Raw genomic sequence first — 13,981 nt, 5'->3', positions numbered from 1 at the left:
AGCCTGACCGTAGGTGGAGCGAAAGCCCCACGGGTGCCAGATGCCCCGCCGGTCAGCCAGTTTGCGCTTTCGGTAGTCGAATCGGGAGGTATTGCATGAAACCCAGGGTCGCGATCGCCTGCCAGGGGGGCGGCAGCCAAACTGCCTTTACCGCTGGCGTCTTCAAGGCGTTGTTCGAAAGTCGCGTGCAGGAGCACTTCAACATCGTCAGCCTGAGCGGTACGTCGGGTGGCGCGTTGTGTGCGTTTCTGATCTGGTATGCGCTCAAAAAAGGGGAAACGCCGGCCTGGAGGCGGCTGATTGACTTCTGGGAAGACAATGCCGCTCAGGGCTATCAGGAGCAGTTTTTCAACGACTGCATCATCAAGACTCTGGAAATGGTCAGTCGGGGTCAGTTGCCGCAGTTCAACGTCAGCCCGGCTTCGCCTCTGTTGAAGGCCGCCTCCTCGGTGGTTAACCAGGGCATGCGCAGCCGCTTCACCGACCTGAAGGAATTGCTCGAAGCCCATGTCGATTTCGCCGAACTGGCCGCCTGGGGGGCGCAGACCGAGCCCCCGGTGTTGTTGCTGGGTGCCTGCAACATCCTCAGTGGCAAGTTGCACAAATTCAATTCCTATCGCGAGCCGATCCGTGTCGAGCATCTGCTGGCGTCGGCCTGTATCCCCAACCTCTTTCCCGCCGTCTCGATTGGTGACGAGGCCTACTGGGACGGGTTGTTCTCCGACAACCCGCCGATCGATCGCCTGATCAAGGGCGACTTCGTCGGCAAGGACAACATTGCGCAGGAAATCTGGGTCATCAAGATCAATCCGACCGCGACCGACAAGATTCCCACCGAGCCCGACGACATACTCGACCGGCGCAATGAACTGGAAGGTAATGTCTCGCTGTTCCAGGGCCTGCGGCAGGTCGAGTACCTGAATGAACTCTTGTTGAAGGGGGCGTTCTGCCAGGATTTCCTGGCCCGGCTCGACATCGCGGCACCCGTCAAGTTACCGAAGTCGTTCCCGGACGATCCCGACCAGCCCTTCCACATACCGATGATCGAGATGTCGGAAGATCTGGTCGGGACACTCAACTACGAGAGCAAGCTGGACCGTTCGCCCGCGAACATCCGTCGTCTGATCGCGGACGGCGAGAAACAGGGGCGAAGCTTTCTCGAAAGCCGGCTGGCGAGCCTGGGCGCATAAAGCCCGGGTGACTACGGTACGGCCTGCTCAGAGCATGCCGTAGGCCCGCATGAACAGGTCGACGTTGGCCTGGACCAACCGCGCATCTTCTTCTGGCGAGGGCTTGCCGAGCCCGAGCATCGCCCGTATGTGCGACCCGCCGAGGAACAGCGACAGGAACTGATCGGCCGCTACCCGTGTGTCGTGGGGTCGCAAGGCCCCTGCGGCGACGGCCTGATCGAGATAGTCCCGGACCCCGCCGATCAGCTTTTCGGGGCCTTGCCGAAAGAAGGCCGCGCAGGCCTCGTGCTGGATGCCGGCCGCGGCAAACAGCACACGGTGCCGGCCCATCACTTCATCTGCCCGCATCAACGCCAGAAACCGACGGCCGATCACGCTCAGCGTTGCAGCCGGTGCCCGCGGTTCCAGCGTCTCTCCGGCATCCAGATCGAACACGGTATCGGTCCGTTGGCCGATGACCGCCTCGAACAGCGCGGCCTTGGTCGGAAAGTAGCTGTAGATCGTCATCTTCGAGACCCCGGACTCACGCGCGACCGCATCCATGCTGGTGCGTTCGAAGCCCTGCTCGAGGAATTGCCGGGATGCCGCGTCGATGACCCGACGCATCCGCTCGGGGTCGCGGGGGCGGCCGGGGCGGCTCAGGGTGGGTTCCGTCACGATACTTGACCGTATAGTAAAGTTATGTAGACTTACTTTACCGATGAGTATATTAAGTGGTGCGAACATGAGCAACCGGACCTTTCTCCTCCGCGGCGTGGTTCACTCTGTGCCTGATCCATCCCGTCTGCGCTCCCTGCCGACCGCCGTACTGGCCGTGGTGCTCCTGCTCGCGGCCGGGTGTTCGCCGCCACCCGAGCCACAGGTGCGGCCTCGGCCGGTCCGCGTCGCTCAGGTGCAGACGGCTGCGCTCGGCTCGAATGCCGGTTTTGCCGGCGAAGTCAGGGCTCGGCGGGAGATCCAGCTGGCTTTCCGTATCGGCGGCAAGTTGGCGGTCCGGCGGGTCGAGGTCGGTGACCGGGTACGGAAGGGTCAGCTGATTGCGCAACTGGAGTCGGACGACGACCGTCTTGCGGTGCAGAGCCTGAAGGCGCAGCTCATCGCGGCGCAGGCCGAGCGCGACTTTCTCCGCGCCGATCTGGAGCGCTTTCGCGAGTTGCTCCAACAGGCCGTCATCGCCCAGCCGGAGTGGGAGCGGCACGAGACGGCCTACACCGCTGCACGCGAGCGGGTCGCAGCGCTGGAGGCGCAGCGGGCGCAGGCCGGCAACCGTCTCGCCTATGCCGAACTGCGCGCCGAACGCGACGGCGTGATCAGCGGACTCGCGGCCGAGGCCGGCGACGTCATCGCGCCGGGGCAGCCGGTCGCGGTGCTCGCGCAATTCGATCAGAAGGACGTCGTGATTCAGGTGCCCGAGCAGCGTGTGCAGGGCTTAAAACCGGGTCTGGAGGTGATCGCGAGACTCGGCGCGGACGGGCCACGCCCGCTCAAGGCGCGAATCCGGGAGATTGCGCCGGCTGCGGACCTTTTGACGCGGACCTACACGGTCAGGGCAGCGCTCGTCGAAGGACTCGATCAGGCCGCACTGGGCATGACGGCGACGCTGTGGTTGCCAGCGCCGAAACCGTCCGCAGCGCTGGCGATTCCGCTGTCCGCGCTCTTCACCACGCCTGCAGATCCCTCAGGGGCGCGGGTCTGGATCTTGGATCGCGCCAGCGCAACGGTCGCGACGCGGCGTGTGACGCCCGGCGCGCCGCTCCCCGACGCGCGCATCGAGGTTTCGGGGTTGAGTCCCGGCGAGTGGGTCGTGACGGCCGGGGTGCAGCGCCTTGCGGAGGGACAGGCCGTCAACGTTCTGGAACCGGTTGCCGCCATCGCAGCCAATGATCTGACCCATCGCGAAGGGGCACGCCCATGAGCCGGTTCAACCTGAGTGCCTGGGCGTTGGACAATCGTGGCTTCACCGCCCTGCTGATGGCGCTGTTGATGATCGGCGGGGTGTTTGCCTACCTCGAGCTGGGGCAGGGCGAGGACCCGGAGTTCACGTTCCGGGTCATGGTCGTCAAGACGCTCTACCCCGGTGCGACGGCACTGGAAGTCGAGCAGCAGGTGACCGACCGTCTGGAGCGGAAAATCCAGGAGCTGCCGAATCTGGACTATCTGCGCAGCTATTCGAAGCCGGGCGAGTCGGTCATCTTCGTCACGCCGCGGGAAGATGTGCCCGCCGACACGATCCCGGGCCTGTGGTATCAGGTGCGCAAGAAGGTCGGCGATATCGCCATCGCGCTGCCGCCGGGTGTGCTGGGACCGTTCTTCAACGACGAGTTCGGCGACACCTACAGCGCGATCTACGCCATTTCCGGCGACGGCTATACCGATGCGGAACTCCGCGACTTCGCCGACGCTGTTCGCCGCCAGCTGCTGCGGGTCCCGGATGTCGAGAAGATCGACCTGATCGGCGTGCAGGACGAGCAGATCCACGTCGAGTTCTCCGACAAGCAACTCGCCAAGCTCGGACTCGATCCCCTAGAGATCGGACAGGCGCTGCAGACCCGGAATGCGATGGCACCGACCGGTGCCGTGCGCGACCCGCTGCGGGATCTGCCGATCCGCGTCACGGGTGCCTTCACGGCCGTGGATGAGATCGCGAACCTGGCCCTGCGGGTCGGTGGCAGCAGTTTCCGCGTCGGGGACATCGCCCGCGTCACGCGCGGCACCGTCGATCCGCCGGTGTTCAGGATGCGCTTCAACGGCAAGGACGCCGTGGGGCTGGGCATCACGATGCGCCAGGGTGGCGACGTGCTGGCCCTGGGCGCGGCCTTGAAGGCGTCCGTGCGCCGGATCGAGGGCACGCTGCCGGTCGGCGTGGTCGTCGAACAGGTCGCCGATCAGCCGCGGGTCGTCGAGCAGGCGATCGGCGGGTTTCTGCGCACCTTCGGCGAGGCGCTGGCGGCGGTGTTCCTGGTCAGCTTCCTGAGCCTGGGCTTTCGTGCCGGCTCGGTCGTTGCGCTGACGGTTCCTCTGGTGCTGGCAGCGACGCTGCTGTGCATGTGGCTGTTCGGAATTCACTTGCACCGGATTTCGCTGGGGGCGCTGATTCTGGCGCTGGGTCTGTTGGTCGACGATGCGATGATCGCGATCGAGATGATGGCCCGTAAGCTCGAGGAAGGCTGGGAGCGCGTTCGCGCGGCAACGTATGCCTACGGTGTGACCGCGCTGCCGATGCTCACCGGCACGCTGATTACGGTCGCCGGTTTCCTGCCGGTCGGGCTGGCCCAGTCCCAGGCGGGCGAGTACACGGTCGCGATTTTCCAGGTCGTGGCGATCGCGTTGATCCTGTCCTGGATTGGGGCGGTCATCTTCACGCCCTACCTCGGCTACTGGATACTCCGCGTGACGCCCGCCGCGAGCCATGCCCCGGACGCGTTCGACACGCCATTCTACCGGCGCCTGCGACAGGCGGTGGACCGGTGCGTCGAACACCGCAAGGCGGTGCTGGTCGCGACTGCCGCGCTGTTCGTGCTGGGTGTCGCGGCGCTGCTGCGGGTGCCGCAGCAATTCTTTCCGTTATCCGACCGGCCGGAACTGATGGTCGACCTGTGGTTGCCGGAGGGCACGGCGGTGGCCGAGACCGGGTCGGCGGCACGGCGACTCGAGAGCCTGCTGTCTGCCGATCCGGACGTGCTGCACACCAGCACTTACGTTGGCGGCGGCAGCCCGCGTTTCTTCCTGCTGATCACGCAGCAGCTGAACCACTCGAACCTAGCGCAGCTGGTCGTGATGACCCGTGACACCGCCGCGCGCGAGCGGGTCCGGCACCGCCTCCAGCAGGCGTTCGCGGCCGATTTCCCGGAAGTCCGGGGTCGTGCGACGCGCTTGGACGTCGGACCGCCGCTCGAATATCCGGTGGTGTTCCGCGTCTTCGGCGAGGAGGCCGAGGTGGTGCGGCGCATTGCCGACCGGGTCAGGGACGTCGTCCGGGCGAACCCCAACACTGTGGACGTCAACGACGACTGGCACGAGCGGATTCCGGCCGTCCGCCTGGTGGTGGATCAGGACAAGGCGCGCGCACTCGGCGTCAGCTCCGTGGGCCTGTCGAATGCACTGCAGCGCCACTATGACGGCCTGCGGGTGGGCCAGTTCCGTGACGGCGACGAGTTGCTCGACATCGTCTGGCGAGCACGGCCAGAGCAGCGCGTCGCGCTGCACGAGTTGCCGGAGGTTGCCGTGCCCACCGCGAACGGCCGCAGCGTGCCGGTCTCGCAGCTGGCGCGACTGGAGACGGTGTTCGAGGACGGTATCCGCTGGCGCCGGAACCGCTTTCCGGCCATCTCGGTGCGCGCCGACATCGTCGACGGCAGTCTGGCACCCGATGTCGCCGACCAGATCCTGCCGGACATCGACGCGATCCGGGCCGAATTGCCGCCGGGCTATGCCATCGAGGTTGGGGCCGCCAAGGAGAATGCGTGGCTTGCGCAGCGCTCGATCCTCGTCTGGATTCCGCTGGTCGCGGTCGTGACCCTGCTGTTGCTGATGGTGCAGTTGCGGAGCCTGTCGCGCAGCCTGCTGGTCCTGCTGACCGCCCCGCTCGGCCTGATCGGCGCGGCCTTCGCGTTGCTGTTGTTCGGCGCGCCGTTCGGTTTCGTGGCGCTGCTCGGCATCATCGCGCTGGCCGGCATGATCATGCGGAACTCGGTGATCCTGGTCGAACAGATCGATCGCGACGAGCAGGCTGGTCGCGATACCTGGACAGCTATCGTCGAGGCGACCGTGCGCCGTTTCCGGCCGATCCTGTTGACGGCCGCGGCGGCGATCCTGGCGATGGTGCCGCTGTCGCAGAACGACTTCTTCGGCCCGCAGGCCATCGCGATCATGGGCGGCCTGACCGTGGCGACCGTGCTGACGGTGTTCTTCCTGCCCGCCCTTTACGCCGCCTGGTTCGACGCCCGGCGTCCGGACCGGCTCGATGAAACCGGCCGCGCTGCCGCAGCGTCCGATCCGACTGCGCCCGTGCCGGCCGGAGGTGCGCGATGAAGGCGCGGGCCCTGGTTCTGCCGCTACTCGCATCGCTCGTGGCAGGCTGCACCCCGACGCGGGTGGATCCCGCGGCGTCGCTCCCGAAGGTGGAGCGCTGGCGCAACGCCGAGGCGGGGGCCGCGGCCACTGATCCGCGGTCGCTGGCGTCCTGGTGGCAGGGTTTCCAAGATCCGGTGCTGAACCGGCTCGTCACTCAGGCTTTGGCCGCGAATCGCGACATCAAGGCCGCGCAGGCGCGGGTGCGCGAGGCGCGCGCGATGGTCGACGTGGCCGAGTCGACGCTCTATCCGTCGATCGAGTTATCGGGGTCCGGCGGGCGGGAGAAGCGGATCGATCGCATCATCGCCGTGCCCGGACCCCAAGGCGTCAAGCTGGTCACGCCGGCTGCGAACGCCGTCAGCGGGGGGCTTGTCGCCCGTTGGGAGATCGACCTGTTCGGCGGGCGGCGGCTCGAAGCGGAAGCCGCCGCCGAGCAGGCTGCCAGCACCGACGAAGGGGCCCGCGGGGTGCGGGTCGGCTTGCTGGCCAATCTCGCGACGAACTATCTCGAGCTGCGCGGTATCCAGGCCCGCACCGGCATCCTGCGCGAGCACATTGCGCTCCAGCAGCAGCGCCTGAGGACCGTGCAGGCGCTGTTCGCCGCAGGCCGTGCGAATCGCGGCGACGTGGCTCGCCAGCAGACTGCGCTGCGGAGTACCGAGGCTGTTCTGCCCGACCTGCTCCGCGCGGCGGACGTCACGATTCATCGGCTTGGGGTGTTGGCGGGCGAAACGCCGACGCGGCTGCAAACGCTGCTCGCGCCCGCGGCGCCGCTGCCGGCGGCCGCGCCGCGACTGCCAGGCCTGTTACCGGCCCAATTGCTGGAACAGCGGCCCGATCTGCGGCTGGCCAAACGCACGGTGAACGCAACCGCGGCCGCTCTCGGCGCGGCCGAGGCCGAACTGTATCCACGCCTGGTGTTATCGGCGAGCGGCGGCTTCGGTGCGCTCGCGGTCGGTGGCTACCCGTCGCTGGCCGAGACGGTGTATGCGCTGGGCTCGGGACTCTCGGCGCCACTGTTCAATGCCGGCCGGATTCGCGCCGGGATCACGGCCGCGGACGCGCGATTGGAACAGGCCGCGGCAGAGTACGAGCGGGCCTTTCTGACCGCGCTGGAAGACGTCGAGAACGCCTACGTGGGCCACCGCGCCGCCACCGAACAGGTCGAGCAATGGGCGCGCGCCGAGGAAGCTGCCGTGTTATCGCACCGTGACGCCGAGGCGTTTCACGTGCGGGGCGCGACCGACCTGTTGTCGGTGCTGGATGCCCGGCGGGCGCAGCTTGAGGCTCGTGAGGCTCGAGTCCGGGCGCAGACGGCTCTGGCGGTCTCGGTCGTGTCCTTGTATCGGGCTTTCGGGGGCGGATGGAGCGCTGGCGCCGACCCGGTCGCCAGCCGCTGAGGCCGCAACGGCGTTGGAGGGGGAACGGTCTGGGCTGCTTGCCGTGTCCGGTCATCGACGGGACGTTAGGCTCTAGGTGCCCTACCGTGTTACGCGGTGGACGGCAACGTGTCGATTAGCTGCCGCAAGGCGTTGAAGTCGACAGGCTTGGTCAGGTGGTGGGAAAAACCCGCTGCCTGCGACCGTTGCAGGTCGCTGTCCTGGCCCCAGCCGGTCAGGGCCGTGATCACGATGTCGCGGCCCCAGGCGTGCTCCCGGATGCGACGACAGGCGTCGTAGCCATTCAGCCTGGGCATGCCGATGTCCATCAGGATGAATTCTGGCCGATGCGCCTCGGCAGCCGCGACCGCTTCCAGACCGTCGCGCGCGATGTACACCTCGTGGCCGAGTGCGCGCAACAACGCCGCCAGGCTGTCGCCCGCGTCCTGGTTGTCGTCGGCGACCAGCACGCGCCGCGGCGGCGATGGCGCCGGCGCGGCTTCCGATTGCGCGGGCGCCGGCTCGCTCGGCGGCGACGCTGCCGGCAGCCACACGACGAATTCGCTGCCCTGGCCAGCGCCCGCGCTGTAGGCCTGGATTGAGCCGTGATGCAGTGCCACCAGTTCCCGCGCCAGACTGAGTCCGATCCCGAGCCCGCCGTGGGTTTTCTCAAGTGACTGGTCGCCCTGTGTGAACATCTGGAACACCTGCGACAGCAGCGCGGGCGGGATCCCTATACCGTTGTCCTTGACGCGGAGGATGATCCCATCGTCACCCGGTTCTACCCTCAGTGCGATATGTCCGCCGGGTTCGGTGTACTTGGCGGCGTTGTTCAACAGGTTCGACACCACCTGCGCCAGACGTACCGGATCGCCTTCAACATAGGCGGCGGCCGACGGCAGAAGTAAATCGAGTTGATGTCGGTAGGTTTCCAGCAAGGGCCGACAGCTTTCCAACGCGCGCTCCACGATGTCCCCGACCGCGACCGGCTGCCAGTCCAAGCTGATCTTGCCGCGGGTTATCCGTGAGATATCCAGCAGTTCGTCGACCAGCTTCGTCAGGTGTTCCATCTGGCGTCTGATCAACTCGCAGCACCAGGTGCGTGTCGGGTCGTCGATGCCCGCCGTTTGCAGGATTTGCACCGCATTGCCGATCGGTGCCAGCGGGTTGCGGAGTTCGTGCGCGAGGGTCGCGAGGAATTCGTCCTTGCGGCGGTCCGCATCCTGCAGTGCGGCTTCGGCCAGCTTGCGGTCGGTAATGTCCTGAACGGTGCCGGCAATGCGCATGGGAAGGTGCCGCTCATCGCGCTGTAACTCGCCCCGACCCGTCAGGTGGCGCACGCGACCGCCGGGGAGCAGCGCGCGGAATTCAAACTCGGGCGGAGCGTCGCCCGCAGCGCATGCCGTGATCCATGCCTGCATAAGGCTGCGGTCATCCGGGTGGAGGCACTCCAGCAGCGAGTTGACGGTCGGAGTGAAGTTCTCGGGGCAAACCCCATAGATCCGAAAGGTTTCTTCTGACCACGACAATGTCTCGGAGAAATCCCAGCTCCAGCTTCCGATATGGGCGATCCGCTGTGATTCCGATAACCTGCGTTCCCTTTCCTGCAGAGCCTCGGCAATGAGCTTGCGGTCGGTGATGTCCGTGGCCATTACCAGTACGCCGGTCACCTTCCCGGCGGCATCCTTGAGGGGGACCTTGTCGGTGGACAGCCACCGAACCCGGTCGGCGGCGACGCGAATCGGCTCCTCGATGCCGAGGCGGGGTTGGCCGCTTCGGATGACGATCAAATCGTCCTGATAGTATCGCTCGGCCTCGTCCGGAAAAAATTCGCTCGTGTGCCGGCCCTCGATCCGATCCTTAGGCAGGCCCAACGCCTCGGCGACCCTGGCGTTGACACGCAGGAGGCGATTGGCAGTGTCCTTGTAGAAGATCATCGCCGGTACGGAATCCAGGATGAGTTCCTGTTCCTGCTGCAGCTTGCGGAGTGCCATCTCGGTTCGCTGGCGTTCCGTAATGTCCCGGCAGACCGTTGCGATGAATTCCAAATCGCCTGTTTCGGCGTCCTTCTGGGCCAGGATCATCTGGGAAACGGGAATTTCGGCTCCGCTCCGCGTCAGCATTGCATTGTCGCCCTGCCAACGGCCGAACTCGAATGCAGCCGGGACGCCAGCTTCGACAACGCGCCGATAGGCCCAGACCGGGTGATAATCCTCGATGGTCGTGTGCAACAGGGACTCTGTGGCACCGATGCCGAGCAGCGCGCGGCCCGCCCGATTCATGTATTCGATTCGGCCGTCTGGCGTGGCGGTGGCGATCAGGTCGCTGCTGGCTTCGATGATCGCGGCCAGCTTGTGGTTAAGGGCTTCGGCGCGCTTACGCTCGGTGATGTCGGTGGAGATGCCGCAGGTGGCATAGATGTTTCCGTCCAGATCGGTGAGCGGGAACTGGGACGACAGGAAGGTGCGCCAGGCGCCATTGACCGGCAGCAATTCTTCCACCTGCCGGCAGCCTTGTCCGGACAGCACCCACCGGTCGTTGGCCGTGAGCTTTGCGGCGACTTCCGGCGCGAACAACTCGTCGGTCGTCTTGCCTACGATATTCTCAGGGTCGGCGTGGAGCAGTTCGGCGCAGCGGCGATTCGCAAACAGGTAACGTCCCTGGATATCCTTGATGAAGACCAGGACGGGCGCATGGTCGAGTGTGTCGCGAAGCCGCTTCTCGCTTTCGCGCAACCCGCGCAGTTCCTCGTCCTGACGGGACAGCAGCCGACGCTGCCGCTCGAGTTCTGACTTGAGGTACGCAATGCTGTCGGTGTTCCGACTTGCGGCGCTGTTCAGCTCGTTCGCGGCCACCTGTTCGGTAGCGGGCGGGGTCCGGATGCAGTTCTCATCAACGGTGCCGACGGCCGGTTCCTCGAAGGCGGGCTGGGGAACCTTCATGATGTCTCATGTCTCCAGGGAACTTGAATTGAGCGCTTTCTCAAGGAAAAGCCACTTACGGCCGCGATGAGCGATCCCGGTTGTAATGGTCGGCTAAGCGGCAACGGTACCGGAAGTTGCGTCACGTCGACACGGCGACTCGCCCGCCACGGCTCGGTGCCGGCAAACCCATGGGTGCCGGTTGGACGCGAGGGCTGGGATGGGCGTCGGATCCTGAGGCCCTCGGCGGGTCGGCTCGCCTAAGCCGCACGACGGGCGGGATAAGGGTTTTTCTGAGTTGTTGGGTTGGAAATGGTATCCCGCGCATCCGGCCTTGGGAATAGGTAGCGCACTCCGACCCGACGGCCCCCGGCCGGCTGGGGTCGTGACACGCGGCGCAGACGCTGGCAGACTCGCGCTGAGACTTGGCACGCTGGCCGGTGAGCGGCGTGGGTTCGAGCCGTGCATTGGTGCCCTGTGCGCTCCCCACCGCGTTGGCGCCGCTGAATCGGTTTGGCGAGACGATCCTTCGATGCCGCTCGGCGACGCTGCCATTGTGCTGAAGGCAACCCAGGGCTTTTGAGCCGTCGTTCCGGATCGGATCCCGGGACCCCGAAGCGCAGGGATGGCGAAGCCGAGAACCGCCCTGGCACTGTATGCCCGAGTCCCGCCCCGCATAACGCAAAGACCACACCGACTTGACACGCTTAACCATTCACGAGGCCTCCCGATGAAGACTTTCCCTGCGCTTGCGGCAATGCTCGCGGCGACGGCAGCGCTCGCCGACGGTCCCCCATTGAAGAAATGGGCTCCCGGGCATTACTTTGAGGTCAAGGATGGTGGGGATGGCCAGAAGGCGTTGAAGCGGGCGCTGGACACGCCAAAGTCGGCCGGCGCGCTGATCCGGGTGCAGTGGCGCCAGATCGAGACGAGGCCGGGTGTGTTCGATATGTCGATCATCGCCGACAGTCTGGCGCTGGCGCGGGCGGCCGGGAAGAAACTCGGTATTGCGCTGGAGGACAAGGGGTTTAACGTCGAGGATGAGGACGAGGCCCGCTGCGTGCCCGACGACATGCTCACGGATGCTCGCTATAGCGGCGGTCAGGAAGTGACTTCCCAGCATTCGGGGCAGTTCGCCTGTAACCCCAAGCGTGCCGTGCCAGCCGTAGGTGAGCGCTGGGCCGCCCTGCTGAAGGCAGTCGGACAGCGTTTCGATACCGATCCGACCTTGGTGATGGTCCAGAACACCGAGTCGGCCTTGAACAGTAGCGGGCTCTCGCAGCCCGATTACGAGGCGGCGCTGGAACGGCAGGCCAAAGCGATGGCGGCCGCCTTTCCGATGACGCCCTGGGCCGTGTCGCTGAACTGGTCGCTGATGAACCCGAAGCTGCAGGTGAAGCTCATCGATACGATTGCATCGCTGGGCGGTGGCATGACCCACCCGGACACCGTGCCGCCTTCAGGCAACGGCAACCCGTTCGATGCCTATTTCAGTACCTATGCCGGACGGATCGTCTCTGCCCCGTTGGTCGAGCTGACCTTTCTTGCCGGCGGTCGGGGCCATCTCTTTCGAGATGGGACGGATTGCGGCGGGCACCCCTGCACGTGGACGGACGTATACGACTATGCGGTCAACCGACTGCACGCTCACTATATCTTCTGGCCCCGCATGGGATGGGGTGAAGACCGCTACATCTGGGAGCGCGATTTGCTGCCGGTGCTGGAGGCCAAGAAATGGGCGATCAACACGGCGTGCCCGAGCAACATCCGCTGTTCGAGCCGTTGACCCCGCTGCGGCGCTTCGTGGCGTGCCGAAAGGGCAGGCGGTTGGGTGGTGATGTTCATGGACCTATCGCCTCGCGTGGTTTCGACTAGACTTGGGTCGTGCCGGAGGTGTCAGGCTCCCAAGCCTGAACGGACCTGATTCCCCCCAATGGCCCCGTATCTTCGGCACTTTCCATCGCACCCTTCCCAGTCGCTGCCCGTGCATGGGCGCGGCAGCAGTCACAAGCGCGGTCTCGTTCCATTCCCGAGAGTCACGCTCAGGCGAACAGCGCGCGACAGCTGGAACCTCGCGTGGAGGGCATCGGCGCTCAGCAGACTTGGCACGTGCGGCCCATTCGACCGCGTCGCCTCGACGGCGATGGGCGTCAGTGCTCCATCGACCGACCGCAGCTGCGGATTCACCATTCCCCGGTGCCATACGGATTTCTGACGCCCTCGGGCGAGTAGCGAGACCCGTACTTGCCGTAAGGGTTGTTGATGGAGTCGGGCGAATACGGCGAACCGTAGCGGCCGTAGGGATTCGCGACCGAGTCCGGATCGTATCGATTGGAATTCAGATTGCCCAGGAACTTGCCGTCTGAGCTGTAGATGCCTGGCGAGCCCGAGCCATTGTTGAACCGGTCCGTTCCGGTGCCGTCTGTGCCCCGTGTATCCCACGCCTGCGCCGGGCTGGCGAGCAGTATGGCGACGATAGCGAGCTTTGCGCTCATGGGTCCGCACCTCAGGTGATTGACTTGCAAGACCAGTATCAATCCACGGCGTGGATTTTCAAAGGGACTTTCGATGGGGCTCCTGTACAGCGCGGCGCCGCAAAAAAAAAAGCGGGGTGGGGTGCGGTGCGGTAAGGTGCAACAGCCCATGAATCCTCCCCCTGGGCTCTGGGGCTTTTCGCGTCCTTCGCGCTACCATCGATGGAAGCGGGGCGGGCGAGAAGATTCGCCGGAAACTGCCCGAAACCTGCGACGCGCATACCATCCTGCCTTGCCGACCGGCATCGTCTACGCCCGGGGCGTCCAGGCGAACGCGCCCTTGTTCGAGCCCCTCCTCAAGGACGGCCGGATCCATACCCGGGGCATCTGGTTCTGCGATATCCGCACCGACAAGCCTTTCACGCGGAAGCCCAAGCCGCTGAAATTCTGGGACCTGCAGGACTGCATCGCTTGCTGCCAACCGGAGAACCGTCGTCGGCGCAAGTCGACGGAACGCTTCAAGTATTTCGGCTGTAAAGAACCGATCGCGCGACAAGGCGAGCCTCGACATCTTCTGGCTGAAGTACGACAGCTCGGCTGAGGCGCCGCTGCGGTGGATTTTAGTCTTCCCCCCAGGCCTGCGGAAGACCGGATTCGGGCCGGATAGCAAGGGAATGCGACCAAGCTGTCAGAGCTCTGGCGCGCTCTGTGCAGAGTTATCGCGAGGCTGGCTCGACTTGAGTGCGATGGCCCCGAACTTCGTCGGGAAGCGTCCCGGGAGACCGCCGGCATCGGTGCCGCAAGGTCCTGCGGGTGCGGTGCTGACCTTGTCGCAAACCATTGAGATATTGGAGCCGGCGACAGGATTCGAACCCGCGACCCTCTGATTACAAATCAGATGCTCTACCAACTGAGCTACGCCGGCAATGGACGGATTCTACACA

9 protein-coding genes and 1 tRNA gene are annotated in these 13,981 nt (G+C 65.5%); 6 read left to right on the top strand and 4 right to left on the bottom strand.

Translation table 11 applies throughout. The annotated features are described in order from the left end of the window. The first annotated feature begins 95 nt into the window (after nucleotides 1-95). Complete coding sequence (locus BWR02_RS14130; protein WP_139558592.1) at nucleotides 96-1,190, top strand: patatin-like phospholipase family protein; 1,095 nt, start codon at nucleotides 96-98, stop codon at nucleotides 1,188-1,190. A gap of 27 nt (nucleotides 1,191-1,217) precedes the next feature. Here the strand turns inward: BWR02_RS14130 and BWR02_RS14125 are convergent, their stop codons facing one another. Beyond that, nucleotides 1,218-1,847 carry a TetR/AcrR family transcriptional regulator gene (locus BWR02_RS14125; protein WP_162560168.1) on the bottom strand — a complete coding sequence of 210 codons (630 nt, stop codon included), beginning with the start codon at nucleotides 1,845-1,847 and terminating at the stop codon, nucleotides 1,218-1,220. A 43-nt stretch (nucleotides 1,848-1,890) separates the two neighbouring features. On the opposite strand from BWR02_RS14125, the gene BWR02_RS14120 reads away from it, so the two are divergent. From BWR02_RS14120 to BWR02_RS14110, 3 genes are read left to right on the top strand one after another with little or no spacing between them, the layout of a single operon-like run. Further along, nucleotides 1,891-3,105: an efflux RND transporter periplasmic adaptor subunit gene (locus BWR02_RS14120; RefSeq protein ID WP_236102244.1), complete on the top strand. Its 1,215-nt coding sequence runs from the start codon at nucleotides 1,891-1,893 to the stop codon at nucleotides 3,103-3,105. Beyond that, nucleotides 3,102-6,221, top strand: a complete 3,120-nt coding sequence (locus BWR02_RS14115) for an efflux RND transporter permease subunit (protein WP_139558589.1) — start codon at nucleotides 3,102-3,104, stop codon at nucleotides 6,219-6,221. The genes BWR02_RS14120 and BWR02_RS14115 overlap by 4 nt, the downstream gene beginning before the upstream one ends. Next, nucleotides 6,218-7,663, top strand: coding sequence for an efflux transporter outer membrane subunit (locus tag BWR02_RS14110; RefSeq protein ID WP_139558588.1), 1,446 nt, complete (start codon nucleotides 6,218-6,220; stop codon nucleotides 7,661-7,663). Before BWR02_RS14115 ends, BWR02_RS14110 begins: the two co-directional genes overlap by 4 nt. A gap of 89 nt (nucleotides 7,664-7,752) precedes the next feature. Here BWR02_RS14110 and BWR02_RS14105 read toward each other — a convergent pair whose 3' ends face one another. Beyond that, complete coding sequence (locus tag BWR02_RS14105) at nucleotides 7,753-10,584, bottom strand: PAS domain-containing hybrid sensor histidine kinase/response regulator (protein ID WP_139558587.1); 2,832 nt, start codon at nucleotides 10,582-10,584, stop codon at nucleotides 7,753-7,755. A 709-nt stretch (nucleotides 10,585-11,293) separates the two neighbouring features. Here BWR02_RS14105 and BWR02_RS14100 point away from each other — a divergent pair. Beyond that, complete coding sequence (locus tag BWR02_RS14100) at nucleotides 11,294-12,349, top strand: hypothetical protein (RefSeq protein WP_139558586.1); 1,056 nt, start codon at nucleotides 11,294-11,296, stop codon at nucleotides 12,347-12,349. 397 nt (nucleotides 12,350-12,746) lie between these two features. Here BWR02_RS14100 and BWR02_RS14095 read toward each other — a convergent pair whose 3' ends face one another. Beyond that, nucleotides 12,747-13,058 (bottom strand): hypothetical protein, encoded by a 312-nt coding sequence (locus tag BWR02_RS14095; RefSeq protein WP_139558585.1) that lies wholly within the window; start codon nucleotides 13,056-13,058, stop codon nucleotides 12,747-12,749. 271 nt (nucleotides 13,059-13,329) lie between these two features. Here BWR02_RS14095 and BWR02_RS14090 point away from each other — a divergent pair, with 271 nt between their 5' ends. Further along, nucleotides 13,330-13,638, top strand: coding sequence for a hypothetical protein (locus BWR02_RS14090; RefSeq protein ID WP_139558584.1), 309 nt, complete (start codon nucleotides 13,330-13,332; stop codon nucleotides 13,636-13,638). Nucleotides 13,639-13,886: 248 nt separating this feature from the next. Here the strand turns inward: BWR02_RS14090 and BWR02_RS14085 are convergent. Beyond that, nucleotides 13,887-13,962: transfer RNA gene (locus BWR02_RS14085), tRNA-Thr, on the bottom strand. Nucleotides 13,963-13,981: the final 19 nt, after the last annotated feature.

The organism is Methylotetracoccus oryzae (assembly GCF_006175985.1).
GTDB classification, from domain to species: domain Bacteria; phylum Pseudomonadota; class Gammaproteobacteria; order Methylococcales; family Methylococcaceae; genus Methylotetracoccus; species Methylotetracoccus oryzae.
Note: the sequence above shows the minus strand (reverse complement) of the source record. Positions and strands in the feature narration are given on the sequence as shown.